We start from the raw sequence: 22,704 nt of genomic DNA, 5'->3' as shown, positions 1-22,704 counted from the left end.
TGCAGAGATGGTTTGGCAGGTGTTTTCTGCATTTCCCGGTGCCCGGTTTATGTTTATTCTGCTGCATTTCGGCACACTTCCACCGCATCCTGCAAACCGGACACGCCGAAAATCTGCAGATTGGGAAACTCTTTGGGGTTGCGCGGCAGGTTGGCTTTGGGCACCACCGCGCGCTTGAAGCCGAGTTTTTCGGCTTCTTTGAGCCGCTCCTGCCCGCGCGCCACGGGGCGCACTTCGCCGCTTAAGCCGATTTCGCCGAAGGCCACCATTTTTTCGGGCAGAGGGCGGTTGCGGAAGCTGGAAAGCATGGCGAGGATAATTGCCAAGTCGGCGGCCGGCTCGTTGATTTTCACGCCGCCCACCGCGTTGAGAAACACGTCTTGGTCGAAGCAGGCGATGCCGGCGTGGCGGTTTAAGACGGCCAGCAGCATGGCAAGGCGGTTTTGCTCGAGGCCGACAGTGAGCCGCTTGGGCGTGAAGCCGTGCGCATCGTCCACCAGCGCCTGAATTTCCACCAGCAGCGGGCGGCTGCCCTCCTGCGTTACCAACACGCAAGAACCCGGCACATCATCACGGTAGCTGGCCAGAAAAATGGCCGAGGGGTTGGACACGCCTTTCAGGCCGTGTTCGGTCATGGCAAACACGCCCAATTCGTTGGCCGCGCCGAAGCGGTTTTTGATGGCGCGTATCATGCGGTAGTTAGAATGTTGGTCGCCCTCGAAATACAGCACGGTATCGACCATATGCTCCAGCACGCGCGGGCCGGCGATGGCACCGTCTTTAGTAACGTGGCCCACCAAAATCATAGCAATGCCCATCTGCTTGGCCATGCGGGTAAGCTGGGCGGCGCATTCGCGCACCTGCGACACCGAGCCCGGTGCGGAAGTGATTTGGTCGGAATACATGGTTTGAATCGAATCGATAACGACAACGGCAGGTTCGTGCTGTTTTAAGGCCGTCTGAACCGCTTCCATGCGGATTTCGGCCAGCAGATTCACGCCTTCGCTTTTCAAACCCAAACGCTGCGCGCGCAACGCCACCTGCTGCGCCGATTCTTCGCCCGACACATACAACACTTTTCGGTTTTTCGCCATCACTGCCACAGTTTGCAGCAGCAGTGTCGATTTGCCGATGCCGGGGTCGCCGCCGAGCAGAATCACCGCCCCGCTGACCAGGCCGCCGCCGAGCACGCGGTCAAGCTCGCCGATACCGGTTGGCGCACGCGGCACTTCGATGGCGGTAACTTGCGACAAATCCTGCACATGCGCGGTATCCGCCGCCCACGATTGGAAGCGCGCGTTTTTCGGCTCGGGTGCAGCAAGGCTTTCTTGCAGCGTGTTCCACTCGCCGCAATGCGGGCATCTGCCCTGCCATTTGGGCGCGGTGCCGCCGCATCCGCCGCATTGGTAAACGGTTTTCGGTGCTTTTGCCATAAAGGTTCCTGCCGGGTGGTAGAGGCCGTCTGAACGGCAGCGAAAAAACCGATTGTAAGCGCAAAACCGCGCCGGATATACCCTTAAGGGCTAAAAAATATCCGTATATCTTTATTTCAAACACACATAATATGCGGTTGTTATTATTTCAATAGAATAACGTTACCCGTGTTGAAACCATGAAAAAAGCTGCATATTCCCATTTGGCCGCCGCTGTTTTGACCGTTTTCGCCCTGCCGGTTGCCGCCGACCCCCGCGTACCCGACCGGCAGGCACAATACGAGATGGCATCAGCCTATGAAACCGGCGGCGGCGTGGAGCAGGATGATCAGCGCGCGGTTAAGCTGTATCTCAAAGCAGCGCGAAAAGGCCATGCCGGGGCGCAGGCACATTTGGGCATGATGTATCACGAAGGGCGGGGCGTGAAAGAAAACGCCAAGGCAGCGGTATCGTGGTACCGTAAAGCTGCCGCGCAAGGCAACGGCGATGCCCAAAACAATCTCGGCCGTATGTATTTTTACGGCTACGGCGTGGCGCAGGATTACAAACAGGCTTTCGGGTGGTTCAGGCAGGCGGCCGGAAACGGCCACGGAACCGCCCAAAAAAACCTTGCCTATATGTATGCACACGGCACGGGAGTGGAGCAGGATATGAAGCAGGCCGCCTATTGGTATGAGCAGGCCGCCAAGCAAGGCTTGGCGGAAGCGCAAACTGAAATCGGTTTTTTCTATGACGAAGGCCGCGGCGTGGAAGCCGATGTGGAGAAAGCTGCGCTGTGGTACACACAGGCTGCCGATTTGGGCAGCGCGGTGGCACAATATAATTTGGGGCATATGTATTTGGAAGGCAGGGGTGTGGTGAGAAATGTTGAAAAAGCCCATGCGTTGTTCCGACAGTCGTGCAGCAGCGGTGATGAAGATGCGTGCAAGCTGGTGTCGGCCATGCCGGACAATTGAACGGCAAATCGGCTTCGGCCGCCGCTCAGCAGGGAGCCGCCCAAGCTAATGCCGTCTGAAAAATCTTATAACTTTCAGACGGCATTGAATTTAAATCCACAGTTAGGTTTCATACAGGCTACGGTTTGCTACCCAAATTCCTGAAAATGTTGTAGTAACGCTGATTCAATAGATTCGTGCCACGTTAGAAATGGATTTTTCAATTCATCTTTAATTAAATCTAAATATAGCTCTTCTATGTTTTCAAGGTCTGAACCTTCATTATCAAACAAAAAATTTACCATAACAATAGAGAACTTATCATTATTCAAATCTTTTAATAAATAAACCATAATCATTTTACCTTCATATAAGGTATAGAATATTTTTTTTCTAATTTCCGGATTACATTGGTGTCCATTGACCTCTCCTTACTCTTTGAACAGTATTTGCTCGAGTATTTTTAAATTGAGTAACAAGTCTTCCTGATGGAGACATGATAACAACTCTATCACCTTTTACATAAATATAATTTCCTGTTTTTTTGATCTAAGTATTTTTGCCCCTCTCTTACTACTCTATTCGAGTCCCCTACGCTTCTGTGGCTGTCGTATTGTGCTTCAGCTTTTCTTTGTTCCCCATGTTTAGTTGCTTTCTTCTCATCCTCATCATCAGGCGGCATAGGCGCACCCGTGGCAGCCTGACTTCCCTGCTGCTGCGGCTTCGGCTGGGCTTTTTTATCGCCTTTCTGCCCGTTCTGAATGGCTGCAAATATGGCGTCCCGCTCCTCCTGAGCCTGCCGCCTTTGCTCCGCCATTATGCCGGTAAAGGTTTCCGTAACGCTTTCGCAATTTTTATCCAACGCACAATAAAGCGCACCGATTGCAGGAATTGCCACACCTTTCGCAGCTCTGGACGCATTATTGTGTTCCGTTGCCGTCTGCCCAATAAAGCCGTCTGAAATGGCATTGCGGTAATCGCCCGTAGTTGCGCCGAATATTTTGGTTCTATCATAAATGCCGTCTGAAATTTGTAAGATTTTTCAGACGGCATTGAACTGTAAACTATAGAACGAGTGCGTGTATGGGTATCCACCTTACGCAGGAGTTTTAGGGGGCTTACAGACTACGGCTAGCTAGGTTGGCTACCTATTTCTGTGTTAATTATCTCGAGTATTGTTAGCTCTTGGGGAATATTAAAATTTAAAATAGATATAAATTGGTATTCTTGCGCACCTAATTTAGATATAACTAAAAATTCAAAGACAATATCTTCTGCTTCCTTATATTGAAAACTTGTTGTTATTATATCTAAAAGATAATTATTATAACCTTCTTCAATTATGTTATCTAAATATTCCTCCAGGCTCGATGGATTTTCCCCAATAACAATAATCCATTTTATATTCACATTTTCTATTGCTTTGGATAATTTTTCTGCATTGTTTAGTAATATATTTTCACTTATTAGTAAGGTACTTGGGATTGTATTTGTAATATTTTTATATAATTCTTCAAATGAATCCATACAAATAAAATTTTTATTTTTTAAAAACATTTTATTTTCCTTTCAAATAGTTAATTCTAGTTTTAAAAGCTTTAATCTCTCTTTCTAAATGTAGAATTCTTCTTTCTTGAGCAGCTTTAATAATATCTTCAGATAACTTTTCCATTCCAGGGCGAACCGTAGGATTTTTCTTAAATTCATCAATTTTATCTTGATGTTCTTTTATCCGTTTGTTTAAGGAACGTATCTCTTTCTTTTCACTTGTAGATAAATTCTTCTCATCCTCATCATCAGGCGGCATAGGCGCACCCGTAGCCGCCTGACTTACTTGCTGCTGCAGCTTCGGCTGCGCTTTTTTCTCGCCTTTCTGCTCGTTCTGAATAGCCGCAAATATGGCCTCCCGCTCCTCCTGAGCCTGCCGCCTTTGCTCCGCCATCTTGCCGGTAAAGGCTTCCGTAACGCTTTCGCAATTTTTGTCCAAAGCACAATAAAGTGCAGCAATTGCAGGGATTGCCACACCCTGTGCCGCTCTGGCCGCATTATTGTGTTCCGTTGCCGCCTGACCGATGAGGCCGTCTGAAACAACATTGCGGTAATCGCCGGAGACCGCACCGATTCCGCTGCCCAGCAAACCCGTAATATTACCCAATGCCGCTTTTTGTGCTTCATCGAGTTTGGACGGGTCTTTCTGATTAAACAGCCAATGGGAAATTATAGGGGCGGCTGCTTCGGAACCGCCTGCGGATAGGGCGGCGGTAGCAGTATTGTTGCCCGCCGCATGGGCAACGGCGGCATTCCAAACCATATGTGCCGCCAAATGTGCAGGCGTACCTTGTTTGTCTTTACCGGTTTCAGGGTCGGGCTTTTTGAAATAGCCGCCGATTTCGCGGCTCACGGCAGGAGTGGCTGCCGCCAGCAGGGAACCACCCAAGTTGTCGCTCGGGGTAGACAGCCCCATGCTCACAGTGTCGGTCAGGAATTTCAGCGTATCGTATTTGGCAAGTTGCTTTTCATATTCGTCATTGCCGATTAATCCTGCTTCTTTACGGGCGCTCAAATCGGCAATATGGCGGTTGAGTTCGGATTTTACTTCCTGCACATTGCGGCCGAACTGCTGGCTCACCTCCCGCTGCAAATCCATCTCGCGCTGCACGGTGTCTTTGTCAAACGCATTGTTCAGACGGCCTGAGTTGGCTTCGGCGGTTTCGCTGCGGGTGGCGGTGTAAACCGATGCTGCCTGTTCGCCTGTTGTATCGTTTGTGATGACGGTGTTGCGTGTGCCGATGCCGCTCTTGGTGACGCTGCTTTGGTTGCCGCCGTCGCTGCCGTAGCCGATGGTATTGCCGATGCTGTTTTTACCGGCAACGTTTTGCACATGGCTGTCGGCAGTCGGTGCTTTTTGCCCCAGCGTCTGGCCGCTGATGCTGCCCGATACGCTGAGGCCGAAGCTGCCGGCATCATAGCGGCTGAAGTTTTCGATGTCGGAACGGGTAAGGGTGGCCGTCTGAAAGCGGTTGCGGCCGTTTTGTTCGGCTGCTTCGCCGGAGGTGATGATACCGCCTTTCAGGCCGGTGTGGTTGTCCACCTTGACTTGGAAGCCGCCGTCGCCGGCAAAGATGCCGGATTGTCTGCCCACGCTTCGGTGTTCGGCGTTGGTTTGGCTTTGGTTGTAGCCGGCGCTGCCGCTGAAGCCGTAGCCCACGGTAATCTGGCCGCTGAGGTTTTGCTGCCTGCTGCGGTAAACGGCGGTATCCTGTACGCTTTCGATGGTGAGGTTTCGGGCGGTAAGGGCAACGCTGTTGCCTTTCACCTGTGCGCCTTTGAGGGTGGTGTCGCCGCTGCTTTGGATCACGGTCCGGCTGCCGGTGCTGCCGATGCGGCTGTGGCGGTGGGTCAGTTCGCTGCCGTTGCCGTAGCCTCTGCCGTAGTTGCCGCCGCCGGTAAAGCCGGCGGCGAAGCCGTTTTGGCCGTAGCTGACGGCAACGCCGGCATTCCAGCCGCTGCTGCGGTTGCTGCTGCGTTCGCTGTGGTGTTGTTCGGCCGATTGCAGCACGATGTCTTTGGCGCGCAGCAGGGTACCTTCTTTACCGGCCACGTCGGAGCCGGTGATGTTCAGACGGCCTTCGTCGGCCACCAGGCTGACTTGGCCGCCGCCGATGACTTGGCTGGCTTGGGCGGTGGTGCCTTCGCTATGGCGTTGGTCGGTGTTTTTTTGCCGGCCGTAGGTAAGCGATACGCTGACGTTGGATGTGCCGGCTGCGGATTTCCAATCGCCGCCGGATAGGGCGGAGGCGGTGTTTGCCAGGCCTTTGAGGTTGGCCGGACTGCTTTCTTCGGCCAGCAGCCGGCGTGTCTGCCATGCGGCATTGGCCGCCGCCATGGCATTGACGCGGCCGCTTTTGCTTTTGCCGACGGTTTCGGCCGCCGCTGCTGCGTTTTGTACGGCCTGGACCACAGGGATGTTGACGGCAACGGTCAGGCCTTTTTGTTCGAAGGTGCGTCGGTAGTCGGCGGCGTAAGTATCCTGCGCCGCTTCAATGTCGATGTTGCGCGCACGGATCCATACATCACCTTCGGGCGAGGAGACGGTCGAGCCGGTTTGGCGGTAGTTTTGTGCGGCGGAAATGACGGTGTCGCCGGTTAAACTGCCAACGGTCGAACCGTGATTCACCAACGTTCGGCTGCTGTTGTCGGCGGCGTCTTTTTTGCTGCCGATGCTGAAGCCGATGCCGCCCGAGCCCGTCAGGCCGGATTTTTTGGTTTGGTGGAATTCGCTGTCGTGATAGCTGCTTTGTGCCGCGGTGAGGTTCACATTATTGCCGGCCTTCAACAGGGTGCGGCCGTCTGAAACGATGTTGCTGCCGCGCACGTTGATGTCCGCTCCGGCAACAACCGCCACTTCTTTGCCCTCGATGGTGCTGCCTGCTGCTTCATCGTGCCGGCGGCGGTATTGGTCGAGGCCGGTTTTGTTGGAAACAAGGCCGCGCGATTTGCTGTAAACCGATTCGCTCAAATCCAGCGTTTTGCGGCCTTCGCCGATGTCTACATTGCGGCCGGAGAGAAGGGTGCGGCCGTCACTGCTGGCAATATTGCCTTGGCGGACGGTTAAATCTTCTTGGGCGGAAATCAGAATATCGCCTTTCGCGCCGAGGGTGGTGCCGGCTTCCCAAGTTTGGGCAACATGGCGGTGGTTTTTAGCGCCCGATTCTCCATGCCTGCTGCGGGATTCGAGCTTGGCAGTGCCCAAACCGATGCGGCCGTCTGAAAGGATTTGGGTTTTACCCTTGGCAGCTTCGTTGCGCAGGTTGGCCGCCACAAAGTCGATGCTTTGGTTGGCTTTGAGGCTTAAGAGGCCGTCTGAAGCGTTGCCGACATACAAACCGGCGACGCGGTCGATTTGGGTTTGGCCGTTGCGCTCGTCGCCACCGGTGGCGGTGGTGGAGGCAACGCGGATGCGGTCGGCTTCGACGGAGAGGAGGGTGTCGGCGGCAACGGTGCCGCCTTCGATGTTGACGTCTTTGCCGCGCAAACGCACTTTGCCGCCTTGAATGAGGCCGCTGTTTTGGATGTCGGTGGCGGATAAGTCGACAATTTTGCGCCCGGCCAGGGTGCCGCTGTTGACGAGGCTGCCGGCACCCTCCAGCACCAGTTTGCCGGCGCTGATCAAACCGCCGTGGGCGTTGATGTCGCCGGGTTTGACGGTGAGATAGACTTTGGGGGCGAGCACGGTAACGGTGCTGCCGTCAATCAGGGTGAGGGTTTGCTCTTCCAGCCAGACGATATCGGAAGTGAGGCGGGCTGCCTGCTCGGGCGACAGGGCGATGCCGGGGGCGAGCTGCTGCCCGCGGGCAAAGGTGATGCCGGCTTCCATCAAGGCTTTGAACTGGGCTTCGTCGTCGGTGTAACCGTCGAGGCGGCGGTAGCCGGTTAAGCGGGCGATTTGCTCGTTTACCAGCTTTTGCTCGTAATAGCCGTCGCCCAGGCGTTTCATCAAAACAGGATTATTTATTGGGATAGGCCGTCTGAAAAAAGATGCGAGAATTTTTTTCAGACGGCCTTGAGGGCTTACGACGCGTGCGTGCCTGATGGCACACACGCTACGCCCTGAATAGGATATTGATGCAGGCTACGGCTTGCTCTTATCTAACATATTAAGTATGTTTTTAACAATATCCAAACATTCATTCTTACTTAATTCAAAATCTTCTCCCATATCCATCGCGACTAAGTTCATAATTAGATTTCTGCTTTGTACATTAAAATCAGATGAATATTTATTTAAAATATTCATAGATATATCAGAAATTATATTTACATTAAAATTGCTTTCAATATTCTCTTTTAGATGCAAGATTGCATCTAAAAAATCTTGATCAAAATTGATATTATTCTTCATTTTCTAACTCCTTGATTAATCTCATAACCCGTTGGAGGATAATGCTGTCCAGAGACAGGTTGCCCATTTATAGATTTTGGATGTACTCGAATCACATTTCCATTTTGATCATAGCTTTCCATCCATTGTCGAACATTGCCATTTTTAGGATTGTACTCGGTTACAAAAGAAGCCCCTCTCGTATATCCTGCTTTTTTGGCAGGAACTTCTTTATCATAATACCTTATACGTCCATCAGGTAAATTTGTAATTCTAACAGCCGATTTCTGCGCCCCCTGAAGGCCAGATAATTTTGACTTCAAGGCTGCTTGAGCATTTACATTAGAAGCTGACAAGTTATTTCTATTTTTAACAACCTCACTATCAACAACAGAATACTTAATATCAGGTACAGTCTGCTTACCTGCTACCTTGGGAGAAGCAGCTTTTACACCTATTGCCAAGCTTCCCAATTGCAGAATACCCACACTGGTCTGATTGCCAATAGCCGCTTCCACTTCATTATTATAATCGTAAGCATAAGGCACATTCGGTATTCTGCCCATACGGCCGTGCGTAAACTCATTCACCCAGTCAATCGGTGCATTCAGCGCAACGCTTGGCGTGTTGGCAATACCTTTGGCCGTACCTTTGCTGATGGTTTTCAGAGCTTTATCGTTTAACTCAGAATCCCTTTGTGCCTGAGTGTAGGCAGGATCTTGATACAACCTTGCACGCTCCGACCTGTAACCTGTTTGATTGCCAAACTTATTCGGGTCATGGTAATAGCCCATGTTGGCAAGCTCGGTAAAGGTTTTGCCGTCAGCTTTAAACGTACCTGTATTCGCTCTCAGGTGGGCTTCGGCTTTTTGGTCATAACCTGCATAAATATCCGCATAAGCCTTATCAACTTGGCGCATGGCCTGAACCATCAACCGTTTTTCTGCTTCGGCCTTGCTGATATTTTCCTGTTTGGCAAAGGATTCAGACAAACGTTTGATTTTGGCAATTTCGCTGTCATGCAGCTGCCTGTTGTTCCAATCCGCATTTGCCCCCGTTACCGCACCGGCATTGCCGCCCAGCATATAGCCGACAGCTGCGCCGCCTAAGGCATCCACAACGGCTTTGCCGGTCGGATTCAGGTTTTCCGCCGCTTTTTCAAAGTAGGGTGCGGCTGCGGATGCACCGCCGGCACCGAGTACGCCGTCTAGGTTGCCCGTTGTCAGTCCGCCTACCGCACCGTGCAGCAGGCTGCGGCCTATGCCGCCTTCTTTCCAAGTTTCGTAGTTACTTCTGTTGGCTTCAAGATAGCCCTCGACTTGGTTTAATGCCTGTTGCAGGTTTTCGCGCCGTTGGCCATCTTGTGTTGCGGCCAGTTCGCTTTCAATCGCGGATTTGAACATTTCCGCTCTTTGGAAGTCTTGGGTATTCCCTAAATAATCCGACAGTTGGGCTACGCCTTGTGCGGCGTTTTTGCCGAATTCTTGCGTTACCTCCCTTTGCAAATCAATCTCGTTCCGAACCTGCTCTTTGTCAAACGCATTGTTCAGACGGCCTGAGTTGGCTTCGGCGGTTTCGCTGCGGATGGCGGTGTACGCCGCTGCTGCCTGTCCGCCTGTTGTATCGTTTGTGATGACGGTGTTGCGTGTGCCGATGCCGCTTCGGGTAACGCTGCTCCGGTTGTCGCCGTCGCGCCCATAGCCGATGGTACTGCCGATGCTGTTTTTACCGGCAACGTTTTGCACATGGCTGTCGGCAGTCGGTGCTTTTTGCCCCAGCGTCTGGCCGCTGATGCTGCCCGATACGCCGATGCCGAAGCCTTCGGCATCGTAGCGGCTGTGGTTTTTCAGGTCGGAACGGGTGAGGGTGGCCGTCTGAAAGCGGTTGCGGCCGTTTTGTTCGGCTGCTTCGCCGGAGGTGATGATACCGCCTTTCAGGTCGGTATGGTTGTCCACCTTGACTTGGAAGCCGCCGTCGCCGGCAAAGATGCCGGATTGTCTGCCCACGCTTCGGTGTTCGGCGTTGGTTTGGCTTTGGTTGTAGCCGGCGCTGCCGCTGAAGCCGTAGCCCACGGTAATCTGGCCGCTGAGGTTTTGCTGCCTGCTGCGGTAAACGGCGGTATCCTGTACGCTTTCGATGGTGAGGTTTCGGGCGGTAAGGGCAACGCTGTTGCCTTTCACCTGCGCGCCTTTGAGGGTGGTGTCGCCGCTGCTTTGAATCACGGTCCGGCTGCCGGTGCTGCCGATGCGGCTGTGGCGGTGGGTCAGTTCGCTGCCGTTGCCGTAGCCTCTGCCGTAGTTGCCGCCGCCGGTAAAGCCGGCGGCGAAGCCGTTTTGGCCGTAGCTGACGGCAACGCCGGCATTCCAGCCGCTGCTGCGGTTGCTGCTGCGTTCGCTGTGGTGTTGTTCGGCCGATTGCAGCACGATGTCTTTGGCGCGCAGCAGGGTACCTTCTTTACCGGCCACGTCGGAGCCGGTGATGTTCAGACGGCCTTCGTCGGCCACCAGGCTGACTTGGCCGCCGCCGATGACTTGGCTGGCTTGGGCGGTGGTGCCTTCGCTATGGCGTTGGTCGGTGTTTTTTTGCCGGCCGTAGGTAAGCGATACGCTGACGTTGGATGTGCCGGCTGCGGATTTCCAATCGCCGCCGGATAGGGCGGAGGCGGTGTTTGCCAGGCCTTTGAGGTTGGCCGGACTGCTTTCTTCGGCCAGCAGCCGGCGTGTCTGCCATGCGGCATTGGCCGCCGCCATGGCATTGACGCGGCCGCTTTTGCTTTTGCCGACGGTTTCGGCCGCCGCTGCTGCGTTTTGTACGGCCTGGACCACAGGGATGTTGACGGCAACGGTCAGGCCTTTTTGTTCGAAGGTGCGTCGGTAGTCGGCGGCGTAAGTATCCTGCGCCGCTTCAATGTCGATGTTGCGCGCACGGATCCATACATCACCTTCGGGCGAGGAGACGGTCGAGCCGGTTTGGCGGTAGTTTTGTGCGGCGGAAATGACGGTGTCGCCGGTTAAACTGCCAACGGTCGAACCGTGATTCACCAACGTTCGGCTGCTGTTGTCGGCGGCGTCTTTTTTGCTGCCGATGCTGAAGCCGATGCCGCCCGAGCCCGTCAGGCCGGATTTTTTGGTTTGGTGGAATTCGCTGTCGTGATAGCTGCTTTGTGCCGCGGTGAGGTTCACATTATTGCCGGCCTTCAACAGGGTGCGGCCGTCTGAAACGATGTTGCTGCCGCGCACGTTGATGTCCGCTCCGGCAACAACCGCCACTTCTTTGCCCTCGATGGTGCTGCCTGCTGCTTCATCGTGCCGGCGGCGGTATTGGTCGAGGCCGGTTTTGTTGGAAACAAGGCCGCGCGATTTGCTGTAAACCGATTCGCTCAAATCCAGCGTTTTGCGGCCTTCGCCGATGTCTACATTGCGGCCGGAGAGAAGGGTGCGGCCGTCACTGCTGGCAATATTGCCTTGGCGGACGGTTAAATCTTCTTGGGCGGAAATCAGAATATCGCCTTTCGCGCCGAGGGTGGTGCCGGCTTCCCAAGTTTGGGCAACATGGCGGTGGTTTTTAGCGCCCGATTCTCCATGCCTGCTGCGGGATTCGAGCTTGGCAGTGCCCAAACCGATGCGGCCGTCTGAAAGGATTTGGGTTTTACCCTTGGCAGCTTCGTTGCGCAGGTTGGCCGCCACAAAGTCGATGCTTTGGTTGGCTTTGAGGCTTAAGAGGCCGTCTGAAGCGTTGCCGACATACAAACCGGCGACGCGGTCGATTTGGGTTTGGCCGTTGCGCTCGTCGCCACCGGTGGCGGTGGTGGAGGCAACGCGGATGCGGTCGGCTTCGACGGAGAGGAGGGTGTCGGCGGCAACGGTGCCGCCTTCGATGTTGACGTCTTTGCCGCGCAAACGCACTTTGCCGCCTTGAATGAGGCCGCTGTTTTGGATGTCGGTGGCGGATAAGTCGACAATTTTGCGCCCGGCCAGGGTGCCGCTGTTGACGAGGCTGCCGGCACCCTCCAGCACCAGTTTGCCGGCGCTGATCAAACCGCCGTGGGCGTTGATGTCGCCGGGTTTGACGGTGAGATAGACTTTGGGGGCGAGCACGGTAACGGTGCTGCCGTCAATCAGGGTGAGGGTTTGCTCTTCCAGCCAGACGATATCGGAAGTGAGGCGGGCTGCCTGCTCGGGCGACAGGGCGATGCCGGGGGCGAGCTGCTGCCCGCGGGCAAAGGTGATGCCGGCTTCCATCAAGGCTTTGAACTGGGCTTCGTCGTCGGTGTAACCGTCGAGGCGGCGGTAGCCGGTTAAGCGGGCGATTTGCTCGTTTACCAGCTTTTGCTCGTAATAGCCGTCGCCCAGGCGTTTGTGCATTCTGCCCGGGGCGGAGTTGAGGGCATCGAGCAGGTAGTCGCTGGAGAGCCATTGTCTGTAGCCGGTAAAGGCCGGGTCGGTTTCGACCAGATAGGCGGGGTGGGCCGGGTTGACGGCATACAGGCCGGAGGTGGGCAGCCTGATGCCGGTGTCGGGGGTTTTAATAGGCGCGGGGGTGCTGCCGCCGTGGGTAACGGTGGCCGGGGTAAGGTTTGCCTGCTCTGCGGTTGGGGCGGTTCGGGGTAGGGAAGTGCTGTATTCCTGCGTTTGGGCCAATTTCACACCAAAATCAGGATGGCTCTCCGGCGGATTGGGAATAGGGCCGCTTTCTTTGTCGAATTCGATATGACGGCGGCCTCTGGAGCCGTGTCTGTCATAACTGCCGCGTCTCAACATGCCTGTATTGACGGTGCGGACGGTATCTTTATCGGCCCGGTTATCGATGTTGTCTTTGCCGGTAATCATGCCGCCGGCCATAATCATACTGTTATGGTTCAGCCATTTGCCTTCTGCCTGAAGAGCGCCGCCGGTTAAAATTTGTGCCGGACGGCTTTCTACGATTTCCTGCCGGTAAATATTTTGAACATAATCAGCTTGGTAATATTGTTCGACAGCGTATTTGTGCAGCCATTGTTCGGGACGGCCGTCATAATAGATAAAGCCGAAATCATGCCGGCCTGCTTTACGGGTGATCCCGTCTTTACCCACCGTAAAGAAAGGTTCGGCCTCTCCGGCCTTGGTGTAAGAGATAATGTGCCTGCTGCTGTCTAAATATTCGCGGGTCTGGAAATGTGTGTTCAGGTTCTCCAGGGATTTTGCCGCGATTCTTGCGTCTTTACCTGCTTCAACCGTGGCGCCGGCATTCACCAAACGGCCGGCCGTGCCCTGCGCCTGATGCTGCTCATCCAAACTGCCGCCGATACTCAGGCTGCCTTCGCTGGAAAGCCTGCCGCCTTCCTGATTGGTGATCTCTTTTGCCCCCACGGCCAAATGGTTGCGTGCGGCAATGGCGGCGGCTTTGGCTTGGCCGCCGGCCGTTTCTTCCCGGTTCACCAGCTTTTCGGCCGCAATGCCCACCCAATCGCCGTACACACGGCCGGTGCCGGTGTTCAGCACGGTTCCGCCCGCATCCAAAAGCGTCAGGCCGTTGCTGTTGATCAGGCCGCGGTTGGCGATGTTGCGGGCTTTGAGCTGTGTGCTGCTGCCGGATTGGATTTTGCCGGCGGCGGCGTTGTCGATGTGTGCGGCTTGCAAGAACAGGAAACGGCCGCCTTCCAGCGTGCGGCGGTTGGTGAGGCTGCCTCCGGTTGTCAGATGCAGGCCTTCGCCGGCGCGGATGTCTTGTTCGGGGCTGAAGCTGTCTTTGAGCTTGAGCGACAGGATGCGGTTGGCCGCCAGCCCTCCTTGTGCCGCCAGCGTTTTGGCTTGGATGTCGAGGTTTTGCCCGGCCTGGATTTTGCCTGAAGCGTTGTTCAGCGTTAAGGTTTGCTGATTGCTGTCGTGAATCTTGATGTCTTGGGCCGAACCGATCAGGCCGTTTTGGTTATTAAGGCCGTCTGAAACCTTGAGTTCGGTTATTTCACTGCTGCGGATGCTGCCTGAGCTGTTGTCCAGGCGGGCGGCTTCGGCGTTCAGACGGCCGGTGTCGATTCGGCCGTTTTGATTGAACAGGGCAACGGCTTCGATATCGGCCTCTTGGTTTGCGGTGAGCCGGCCGCTGCGGTTGTCCAAGGTTTGAACGGCCGCAACCAAGCGGCCGCCGGATTGCAGAGTGCCTGCGCGGTTGTCGGTGGTGTGGTTGCGGATGGCGAGGGTTTCGGCAGCGCCCAACGTGCCATGTCGGTTGTCCAGGGTTTGCGCGGTAACCCGGGCCTGACGGGCGATGGTTTCGCCTTGGCGGTTGTCCAGCAGGCGGCCGGCGGCGGCCAGCTTGTTCAGATGCAGCCTGCCGGTATTGACCAAACCGTTTGCGGTGTTGACATCCGCGCCGCCGTTGGCGGTGATGCTGCCGCTGTTGTCGAGGCCGTCTGAAACGGTTAAACGGCCTTGGGGCAAAGTAAGCGGCGCGGCGGCGGTGTAGCTTTGAGCAGAACCCGCACCGGCGGCGGTAGAGGGCGCGGCAGGGGCGGCAGGGGAAGCATGGCCGCTGTTGCCGGAAGCCCGGTCTGCGGCGGCATAACCGATCAAACCGCTGTTGTTCAATTTGCCGGCTTCAATGCCGAGGTGTTGCAAACCGGTTTGCGCCATCGTGCCGCTGTTGTTCAGACGGCCGGTTGCGATGTCGAAACGGGCGGCCTGCAGGGTTTTGCGGTTGTCGAGGTTTTGTGTGCGGATGTTCAGTTCGCCGGCCGAAACCATGGTGCCGCTGTTGCTTGCTTCGGCTGCCGCCAGCACGGTTCGGCCTTGTGATGACACGGTGCCGCGGTTGTCGAACGCAGCGGCTTGAATGTTCACGGCTGCCGCGCCGTTCGGGCTTTGCGTATGGTCAGAGGCGATGATGCTGCCGCTGTTGCCGATTCTGCCGTCGGCACTCAGGGTAATGCCGCCCGCCGCGGCAAAGGCTTGGCCGGCATGATGAACGGCTGCGCCTTTATCCGTTGAAATCAGGGTGATCTTGCCGGCATACATGCCGCCCAGCTGCGCGGTATCGATGGCCGCTGCAGGAGCAGGGCGGCCGTCTGAAACTTTGCTGTGGCTGCCGTCGGCCGCAATGTCGTTGGCGCCCGACAGCACTTTCAAATCTTGCGCCCACACGCCGGCGTTGATTTGCGCGGCACGGGCCAGGATGCGGGTATAGTCGGCGCCGGAAGTGTCCAAACCGCCGCCGTCCACGGCAATACTGCCCCCGCGCACCTGCAAACCGGTGAGGCGGCCGTTGTCGAACCCCGGTTTGCCCGTTGTGAGCGTTACCCCGGCCGCGTTGATAAAGCCCGCACCGTTTACCCGGATACCGGCCGGATTGGCCAGCACCACCTCGGCACGGCGGCCGGCCACTTCGATATAGCCGTTCAGCAGCGATGGATTGACGCTGTTGACCTGGTTTACAACCACCCGCGCTTCGCCGCGCGCGAGCCACGGATTGCCCGCTATCCAGCCGCCCAGCCGGGTTGGCACACTGCTGCGGCTGTTGTTCAGCAGCGCACCTTTCGCTTGCACATCGAATTGGCGGTATTGGTTCACCGACACGCCCGCCGCGCTCGGAGTTTGAATGTTGACCTGCGGCAGGCCGTTGGCCGTCTGCAAAATGGTGGGTTGTTGGTTTGAAGGTGCCGATTTGTCGGCGGCAATGCCGGCCGCCCAAACCGGTGCAACCGCACCCGCCGCCAGCCACACGGAGAACGCCGCCAGCTGCATTTGGAATTTGGCCGCGCCCGAGAGGCCGTCTGAAACGGCCGCGCCGCCGTCCTGCACGTTTTTGCCGTTGCGGACGGTGTTTTCGGCAACGGCCACCATCATGCCGCGCTTTTTGTTGAAGATGACTTTGTGGCAGGTTGTGTTCATGGCGGATTCCCGAAGTCAAAAAGCCCTGATGCTGCCGGTTTCGGGCGGCATGGGGCAGGGCGGTGTTCAGAAGCTGTAGTTCAGGTTGAAGCCGAAGGCGGTTTGGGCCGTCTGAAAGCGTTCGGGCTTGTGCAGCGGTTTGGCGGCAAACACATCATAAGCCAACGCACCGCCCGCTTTGGCCTGACCGCGCAGCCCCAATGCCGCGCCGGCCAGGCTTTTGCCGGGCAGGTATGCGGCAGACGGGCCGGATACCCGGCCGCCGTCTACCGCGGCATAAAGCCGGTGGTTCGGAAGATACTGCCAGGATAAATCATTGCGCCAATACCCGCCGCGCTCTGCCGATAGAGTGGTTTCGCCGTCAAAACCGCGCACCGTATAACGGTTGCCGATGGAAATCCTCTCTTGCGGGGTTAAAGGCGTTTTGTTCCATTGGGCATGGAGGTTGCTGTCGAAAGCAAAGTTTTGCCGTCCGATTCGGAAAGGCAGGTTCAATCCGGCATCAGCCGTAATAATCTTCATGCGCGAGGTGCCCTCGCCGAAGGCTTCTTCGGGCGCAGACAGGCTGTTGTTGCGCCCCGTGCCGCGTTTGTAACCCAAGCCCAGATTCAACACGGCTTGGCCGATGTATTCCCTGTGCGTCAAAGCGGCCGACCAGCCGGCCGTGCGGCGGTGCTGTACCCCGATTTCGGCATCATCGATAAAATTCTGCGTTTCACGCTGCCACCATTTAAACGCCGCATGGGTTTTACGGCGGGCATCGCGGTACAGCAGACGGCTCACGCCGATATCGCTGTTGCGGCTTTTACCGTTATAGTCATACACCCGGGTATCGCCGGCAACGGCCTGATGATAGCGGTAATAGCTGTGGTTCCACGACCACAGCCAGTTGCGGAACGGCACCGAATAATGAAAGGCATAACCATCGGTTGCGCCTTTAACCGTATGGCCCTCTGAATCCGTTTGCGCCGAACGCGAGCCCAAATCATGGTGATACGAGGCATAAAACAAATCGCTCAAACCAAACGGATTATCGGCAGAGAAGGTTGCATTGCCCTGATAACGGCCGGTGGCCTTGCTGCCGGAGTCGTCAAAACCCAAAGTCAGACGGTAGGGGGCGGTGCGCTGCCGCCATTTCACCACCACATCGCTCACGTCCGGTTGTTCAGACGGCACGATTTGGATATCCGCCTCGGCAGTCGGCACCCGTTTGAGGTTTTCCAAACCCTGCTCCAAACCGCGCAGGTTCAACAGGCTCTCTGAAGCAGACGGAAACTCGTTTTGAAACGCGGTAATCCGGCCGATATGGGTTTCGGCGGCATGACTTTCATCAAAACGGATGCGGCCGATTTTGCCGGCCAGCACGGTCAATTCCAGTTTGCCGCCGTTCAAGTCCTGCGGTGCGGCCAAAATCCGCGTGGTGGTATAGCCGCGCCCGATCACTGCGTTTTGCGCCAAAGTCATGATATGGTTGATGCCTTGGGCCCCCAAACACATTCCGGGCTTGAAGCCGGACTGCCCAAGGGCTCTGTCCAGTGCAAATTGGAATTTGGCGGCGGAGTCGCCAACCAAAGAAATGTCGCGAACGGGGAAACAGGGCGATTCGTTTTGAGGCAGCTGCAATGAAGAAACCGCCTCTGCGCTGCGTTCCAGGCGCACATCCGGTGCAGACTGCATCTGCTGCTCGAGTTGGTGCAGACGCTGCTGTTCCTGCCGGGCTTGTTCTTGCTGAATCAGACCGGCCTGCCTTTCGTCAGCCAGTGCGGGCATGCCGGCAGTGGCCAGCAGTGCAAACGGCAGCATCAATGGGCGGTAGCGTGAAAAACGGCGAAAGGCGGACATGCTTGGAACCTGCAAAAAGATATGACCAAGTCATGGTATGGGAATCGGGCGGGGTAAGGCAAAGTTCAGATGACCAAAGGTTGGTTATTTGGATAACCGGCTGCCGGCAGCGGCAGTATGCCTGCTGTTTTTTTGAACCGAAACCAATATACCGAATGAAATCCGCCCGGCTTTTATTGGGGTCGGAACAGATAGCTTGACAGCCCTCTGAAAGATGTTAATTGCAGAGGGCATGGGTTGGTTGGGTAAGAACAAAGGGCATCAATGAGGACGGTGGGCGAAGGTGGCCGCTATGCGCTGGCTAATCTATAACTGTTTTCAGCTCCGTGTGTCAAGCAAAGTAGCTTTAAACATAGATAAAAAACAGCTTAAATCAGGCCAGTCGTCTTCTTCATCAAATCTCTAACTCCTTGAGTAGTTCAATACGGATGTTGACTCTTTAGATGTTACAGAATGAATACTAACATCTCCAGAACAAAAATAAGATGTACTCCCATAGCAATCCGGGATTCCAAAATAGGCATTTACAAAAATCCAGTTATTAGCAGAAGAACTTTTTTCTCCCCATAGTCCCAATTAGGGGAATGAAGATCTATTGCGACTTTATCAAGCATTTTTTTGTTTTTCAATATTTTCAAAACCATCTTTACTTAATATGCTTTTATTGCTACTTGGATTTTCTCTAAAAGCCATAAAGAAAAATATAAGGGGCTGACGTAGATTAGCAATCATGACATGATGCTAAAATGAAGATAACAAACTGTAAATTAAGCAAAAAATCACAGAAGACACTACTCGGATATTTTGTGCCGGAAGTTACCGCCGTTAGGCTGCCGATGTCTTGGGTATCCGGCCCAATACCGCCATACTCTTTTACCGCAAAATCCGCCTGGTCATCAGCCGTCATTCGGCCTTGGAGGCCGATCAGGTTTTTGAAGGTTCCGTAGTCAGATGAGGGCTGCTCCGGCGGTAAGCGCAAAGGAAAACGCGGTAAAGGAGCCGCAGGCAAAGTGGTGGTTTTCGGTATCCTCAAACATGGCGGCAAGGTTTATACCGTGGTCGTGGATAACGCCAAAAAAGAGAGTTTGTTGCCTGTTATTGCGAAGAAAATCATGCCGGGCAGTGTGGTGTATACCGACAGTTTAAGCAGCGATGATGTCCCGGATGTCGGCGGTTTTCACCACCATAGGATTAACCACGGCAAGACATTTGCTCAGAGGCAAAACCACATCAACGGCATTGGGAATTTTTGGAATCAGGCCAAGCGTGTACTGCGCAAATACAACGGAATCGACCGGAAGTCTTTTCCCCTATTCTTGAAAGAATGCGGGTTTCGTTTTAACTTTGGCACACCAAGTGAGCAGTTGAAAATCTTGCGGGATTGGTGTGGTATTTAGGGCTAAGCTACTTCAGCCTCTTTTCAGGCACGAAATATACCGCTGCCAAAGCGGACAAAAAGACCTGTTATACGGCAGCATAAAGGTTGATGAAAGCTATTTTGCTGCCAAACGGCAGCGCGGTTTCCATGGCAAGTCAAAGCGTGGCAGAGGAACGCTTAAACAACCCGTCTTTGGTATTTTCGAAAGAGACGGCAGGGTTTATACCGAAATCGTTCCTGATTGTAAAAAGAAAACACTTCAAGCTGTTATATTGGGAAAGGTCTCTCTGGAGGGTGTTCTTTATTCTGATAGCCGGCGCGGTTACAGCGGCCTGGTCGATGCCGGCTACTCTAAACATTTGCGCGTTAATCACGGACAAAATGAGTTTGCAGATGGTACCGGGCACATCAATGGTATTGAAAGCTTCCGGAGTTTTACCAAACAAAGGCCCGCCAAATTAAACGGCGTAACCAAAAACTTTGATTTGCACCTGAGGGAATGCGGATGGCGATGGAATCGAAACTCTGATGAACTGAGTCACGAACTTTGGAGGCTTTTAAAGTAAATTTATATAAAGCTGCTAGTCTAGAGCCTTATTTATTATTTATTGTTTATGTAAAATTTCTGTGAATACAGGATCGGCAGCTTTAAATTAAGTTGCAAACAGGAATAATTGCTATTAACATGCCAGGCTATGAAAAATGAACGTATCCTAACCTCCGCCACGTTCGCGCTGGTGGTTTTTTTACATATGGGTCTGATGGTTTGGCTGTGGCAGGGCAGGCCGGCCAGGCAGATCGAGATGGCGACCATGGAAGTTGTCGATTTAGGTACGTTTGGCGGCGGCAACGGCCAAACTGAGGGGGCAGGTGCGCCTGCGCTGGAAACGGCTTCCCCACTGAAATCCGAACCCAGGCCGGAGCCGGTCAAGCCCAAAGAAACGCCCAAACCCAAGCCCACACCGACCGAGCCGCCGAAGGCTGAATTGAAACCCGTCATCACCCAAAAAGCCCAGGCCGATATCCGTCAAAACAAAGAAACGCCCAAGCCGGTTGAAAAAACCAAACCAGAACCGGTGGAAAAGCCCGTAGAAAAACCGGTTGAGAAACCGGCAGAAAAGGTGGCGGAAAAACCTGCCGCCGCTCCGGTTGAAAAACCGGCGGCAGAATCGGACAAAGCCGCAGCGGCAGGCTCCGCCAGAGAGAAAAACGGAGGGGGAGACGGAAGCGGTTATGCCAAAATACAAGGTAAAGGGAGCGGCTCGGGCAGCGGCGAAGGCCGTGGAACGGGCAGCGGCTCGGGCAGCGGCAGCAAAAGCGGCGACGGGCACGGAGCAGGAGGCGGCAGCGGTGCCGGCAGCAGCCGCAGCAATCCCGAAAAAGGAACGTGCGCACTCCCGCAGCCTACGGACAAAGATTACCCGCAATTATCGTTGGAAAACGGAGAAGAAGGCGCGGTAAATTTTGTGATAGAAGTTTCCCCCAGCAACCAAGTGATGAGTGTCAAAGTTACCAAAGGAAGCGGTTTTGCAGGGCTGGACAGGGCGGCGGTGAAGTATATAAAGAGAAAATACTCTTGCGATTCAAAAGGCAGGTGGTACCAGTTCAGCGGGCGGCTTGCATACCAACTTCAATAGAGATATCCGGGCAGTGTCCGGAGTCGGGCCGTCTGAACGCCGAAACAGCCGGGCAGGCAGGTTTTTTGATTAATCTTTCATATTTGGAATAAACAGCAATGAATTTAGGATTGGTTTTTGAATCAGGCGATTATGTGTTGATCAGCGTGTTTTTGCTGCTGGTTTTGATGAGCATCGCAACGTGGACGGTGATTGTGGTGCGCGCCGTCAAGCTCAGCAGGGCTAAAAAAGGCAATGCCGCCGTGAAACCGATGATTTGGAACGCCAAATCGTTAAGCGAAGCCGTTGCGCAGGCCAAAACGGTGGAGTCGCCGATGAGCGCGCTCACTCTCGATGCCGTGCGTGCCCGCGAGAGCTACAACCTGCATAAAGACCGCCAAATCACCGCCGCCGTGCCGCTGAACGAATATCTCGTGCGCCAAATCCGCAACAGCATGAGCCAGCGCCTGCGCCCGTTTGACAGCGGCCTGACCGCGCTGGCCTCTATCGGCGCTACTGCCCCATTTATCGGCCTTTTCGGCACGGTTTGGGGCATTTACCACGCCTTAATCAACATCAGTGAAAGCAGCCAGATGAGCATAGCCGCCGTGGCCGGCCCCATCGGTGAGGCATTGGTGGCCACTGCCGCCGGGCTGTTTGTGGCGATTCCCGCCGTGTTGGCCTACAACTTTCTGGTGCGCGGCAACAAAACGCTGGCGCAGGATATGGATGCCTTTGCCCACGATTTTCATGTCCAACTGTTAAACCACAAGGATTAAACCATGGCATTCGGTTCGATGAATTCCGGTGATGATGCGCCGATGGCCGACATCAACGTTACCCCGTTGGTAGATGTGATGCTGGTGTTGCTGATTGTGTTTATGATCACCATGCCCGTGCTCACTCACTCGATTCCGCTGCAACTGCCTACCGCATCGGAAAACATCAAGCAGGAAACCCAGCCCAAAGAGCCGCTGCGGCTGAGCATTGATGCCGATGGGGCTTATGTGCTCGGTGCGGAGTCCACAACCAAACTGGGTTTGGAAGAGATTACCGAGCAGCTCAAACAGGCCAAAGCCGAAAACGCCGATTTAATCGTGGCCATCGCTGCCGACAAACGCGTGGAATATGATTCGGTTGCCCAAGCGCTGCACTCCGCCCGCGAAGCCGGCATCAGCAAAATTGGCTTCATCACCGAAACCGATTCGGGCAGATAGCGTGTGTGAAAACGTTCGGGCCGTCTGAAAATATTTTCCCATAAGGAAACTTTTCAGACGGCCTTATATATTGCACCCCAAGAAAGGGGGTGTATTTTTACATTATACCCCTTGACAAATCGGAACAACAGAATTTTGAAAGGGGTCTGAAATGTCATCAGCCTACTATACCGTAACACCCGAGCCCGAACTTTTCCCCAAGTCCTACATTGTCCGTATTTTCAAAGACGACAATCTGAGCCGCACGGTCTGTTTTCCCGTCTGCAATCCTCTGAACCGTGTCAAAACCGTCAATCAGGCTTGCGAATACGGGCGTTTGGCCGTGCGCCAAATCATGGATAGGGAGTCTGCCGAATGATTAGCCAAGACAAAGCAAAAAAAGCGCGTGAAGCCGTATTTGGTGGCGGCGGTGTCAATTCCATTCCAAAACTGAGCCACAGTTGTGGTCTAAAATTGAGCCACCCTATGAGCGGTGTTTCATCCGGTAAGAATCATTGCCCGTCTCAAAAATATCGCAGCAATAAGTCAGACGCTCCA

15 protein-coding genes and 2 pseudogenes are annotated in these 22,704 nt (G+C 54.6%); 8 read left to right on the top strand and 9 right to left on the bottom strand.

Features of this window, described 5'->3' with window-relative positions; genetic code table 11:
• Positions 1-53: 53 nt before the first annotated feature.
• Positions 54-1,433, bottom strand: coding sequence for a DNA repair protein RadA (gene radA, locus IR141_RS06890; RefSeq protein ID WP_135035073.1), 1,380 nt, complete (start codon positions 1,431-1,433; stop codon positions 54-56).
• A 179-nt stretch (positions 1,434-1,612) separates the two neighbouring features.
• Between radA and IR141_RS06885 the strand changes: the two genes are divergently transcribed.
• A complete protein-coding gene (locus tag IR141_RS06885; protein WP_135035070.1) occupies positions 1,613-2,389 on the top strand; it encodes a tetratricopeptide repeat protein in 777 nt (258 codons plus the stop codon).
• A gap of 128 nt (positions 2,390-2,517) precedes the next feature.
• Here IR141_RS06885 and IR141_RS06880 read toward each other — a convergent pair whose 3' ends face one another.
• The 8 genes from IR141_RS06880 to IR141_RS13830 form a co-directional block, all read right to left on the bottom strand.
• Positions 2,518-2,721: a hypothetical protein gene (locus IR141_RS06880; protein ID WP_135035067.1), complete on the bottom strand. Its 204-nt coding sequence runs from the start codon at positions 2,719-2,721 to the stop codon at positions 2,518-2,520.
• A gap of 158 nt (positions 2,722-2,879) precedes the next feature.
• Entirely contained in the window at positions 2,880-3,266 is a 387-nt protein-coding gene (locus IR141_RS14015; RefSeq protein WP_135035064.1) for a hypothetical protein, read from the bottom strand.
• Positions 3,267-3,499: 233 nt separating this feature from the next.
• Positions 3,500-3,925 carry a hypothetical protein gene (locus IR141_RS06870; RefSeq protein ID WP_135035061.1) on the bottom strand — a complete coding sequence of 142 codons (426 nt, stop codon included), beginning with the start codon at positions 3,923-3,925 and terminating at the stop codon, positions 3,500-3,502.
• Between the two features lies 1 nt (position 3,926).
• The gene (locus IR141_RS06865; RefSeq protein ID WP_135035058.1) at positions 3,927-7,865 is read right to left on the bottom strand and encodes a hemagglutinin repeat-containing protein; all 3,939 of its coding nucleotides are present in this window, start codon (positions 7,863-7,865) and stop codon (positions 3,927-3,929) included.
• 135 nt (positions 7,866-8,000) lie between these two features.
• Positions 8,001-8,270: a hypothetical protein gene (locus IR141_RS06860; protein ID WP_135035054.1), complete on the bottom strand. Its 270-nt coding sequence runs from the start codon at positions 8,268-8,270 to the stop codon at positions 8,001-8,003.
• The gene (locus IR141_RS06855) at positions 8,267-16,114 is read right to left on the bottom strand and encodes a hemagglutinin repeat-containing protein (RefSeq protein WP_135035051.1); all 7,848 of its coding nucleotides are present in this window, start codon (positions 16,112-16,114) and stop codon (positions 8,267-8,269) included. The genes IR141_RS06860 and IR141_RS06855 overlap by 4 nt, the downstream gene beginning before the upstream one ends.
• Before the next feature lie 66 nt (positions 16,115-16,180).
• Entirely contained in the window at positions 16,181-17,956 is a 1,776-nt protein-coding gene (locus IR141_RS06850) for a ShlB/FhaC/HecB family hemolysin secretion/activation protein (protein WP_135035048.1), read from the bottom strand.
• Positions 17,957-18,562: 606 nt separating this feature from the next.
• Positions 18,563-18,688, bottom strand: coding sequence for a hypothetical protein (locus IR141_RS13830; RefSeq protein WP_255518803.1), 126 nt, complete (start codon positions 18,686-18,688; stop codon positions 18,563-18,565).
• A gap of 14 nt (positions 18,689-18,702) precedes the next feature.
• Here IR141_RS13830 and IR141_RS06845 point away from each other — a divergent pair.
• The 7 genes and pseudogenes from IR141_RS06845 to IR141_RS06815 all read left to right on the top strand — a co-directional run.
• A pseudogene (locus tag IR141_RS06845) lies at positions 18,703-19,353 on the top strand (IS1595 family transposase).
• Between the two features lie 22 nt (positions 19,354-19,375).
• A pseudogene (locus IR141_RS06840) lies at positions 19,376-19,900 on the top strand (IS1595 family transposase); the annotation flags it as partial.
• Positions 19,901-20,029: 129 nt separating this feature from the next.
• Positions 20,030-20,971, top strand: coding sequence for a TonB family protein (locus tag IR141_RS06835; RefSeq protein WP_135035045.1), 942 nt, complete (start codon positions 20,030-20,032; stop codon positions 20,969-20,971).
• Between the two features lie 98 nt (positions 20,972-21,069).
• On the top strand, positions 21,070-21,729 hold the full coding sequence (locus IR141_RS06830; protein WP_135035042.1) for a MotA/TolQ/ExbB proton channel family protein: 660 nt from the start codon (positions 21,070-21,072) through the stop codon (positions 21,727-21,729).
• Between the two features lie 3 nt (positions 21,730-21,732).
• Positions 21,733-22,167: a biopolymer transporter ExbD gene (locus tag IR141_RS06825; protein WP_135035039.1), complete on the top strand. Its 435-nt coding sequence runs from the start codon at positions 21,733-21,735 to the stop codon at positions 22,165-22,167.
• A 151-nt stretch (positions 22,168-22,318) separates the two neighbouring features.
• Positions 22,319-22,525: a hypothetical protein gene (locus IR141_RS06820; protein WP_135035036.1), complete on the top strand. Its 207-nt coding sequence runs from the start codon at positions 22,319-22,321 to the stop codon at positions 22,523-22,525.
• On the top strand, positions 22,522-22,704 hold a 183-nt coding region (locus IR141_RS06815), incomplete at its 3' end, for a hypothetical protein (protein ID WP_167743094.1). The genes IR141_RS06820 and IR141_RS06815, both read left to right, overlap by 4 nt.

It is taken from the genome of Neisseria sp. 19428wB4_WF04 (genome assembly GCF_015235335.1).
GTDB classification, from domain to species: domain Bacteria; phylum Pseudomonadota; class Gammaproteobacteria; order Burkholderiales; family Neisseriaceae; genus Neisseria; species Neisseria musculi.
This window is presented reverse-complemented; position numbering and strand designations above follow the sequence as displayed.

Bases quoted from the DNA above. Each gene is read 5' to 3' on its own strand.
- IR141_RS06835 (WP_135035045.1), top strand. From the start codon at position 20,030: ATGAAAAATGAACGTATCCTAACCTCCGCCACGTTCGCGCTGGTGGTT.
- IR141_RS13830 (WP_255518803.1), bottom strand. From the start codon at position 18,688: ATGATTGCTAATCTACGTCAGCCCCTTATATTTTTCTTTATGGCTTTT.
- IR141_RS06855 (WP_135035051.1), bottom strand. From the start codon at position 16,114: ATGAACACAACCTGCCACAAAGTCATCTTCAACAAAAAGCGCGGCATG.
- radA (WP_135035073.1), bottom strand. From the start codon at position 1,433: ATGGCAAAAGCACCGAAAACCGTTTACCAATGCGGCGGATGCGGCGGC.
- IR141_RS06870 (WP_135035061.1), bottom strand. From the start codon at position 3,925: ATGTTTTTAAAAAATAAAAATTTTATTTGTATGGATTCATTTGAAGAA.
- IR141_RS06850 (WP_135035048.1), bottom strand. From the start codon at position 17,956: ATGTCCGCCTTTCGCCGTTTTTCACGCTACCGCCCATTGATGCTGCCG.
- IR141_RS06885 (WP_135035070.1), top strand. From the start codon at position 1,613: ATGAAAAAAGCTGCATATTCCCATTTGGCCGCCGCTGTTTTGACCGTT.
- IR141_RS06825 (WP_135035039.1), top strand. From the start codon at position 21,733: ATGGCATTCGGTTCGATGAATTCCGGTGATGATGCGCCGATGGCCGAC.
- IR141_RS06880 (WP_135035067.1), bottom strand. From the start codon at position 2,721: ATGGTTTATTTATTAAAAGATTTGAATAATGATAAGTTCTCTATTGTT.
- IR141_RS06865 (WP_135035058.1), bottom strand. From the start codon at position 7,865: ATGAAACGCCTGGGCGACGGCTATTACGAGCAAAAGCTGGTAAACGAG.
- IR141_RS06860 (WP_135035054.1), bottom strand. From the start codon at position 8,270: ATGAAGAATAATATCAATTTTGATCAAGATTTTTTAGATGCAATCTTG.
- IR141_RS06830 (WP_135035042.1), top strand. From the start codon at position 21,070: ATGAATTTAGGATTGGTTTTTGAATCAGGCGATTATGTGTTGATCAGC.
- IR141_RS06820 (WP_135035036.1), top strand. From the start codon at position 22,319: ATGTCATCAGCCTACTATACCGTAACACCCGAGCCCGAACTTTTCCCC.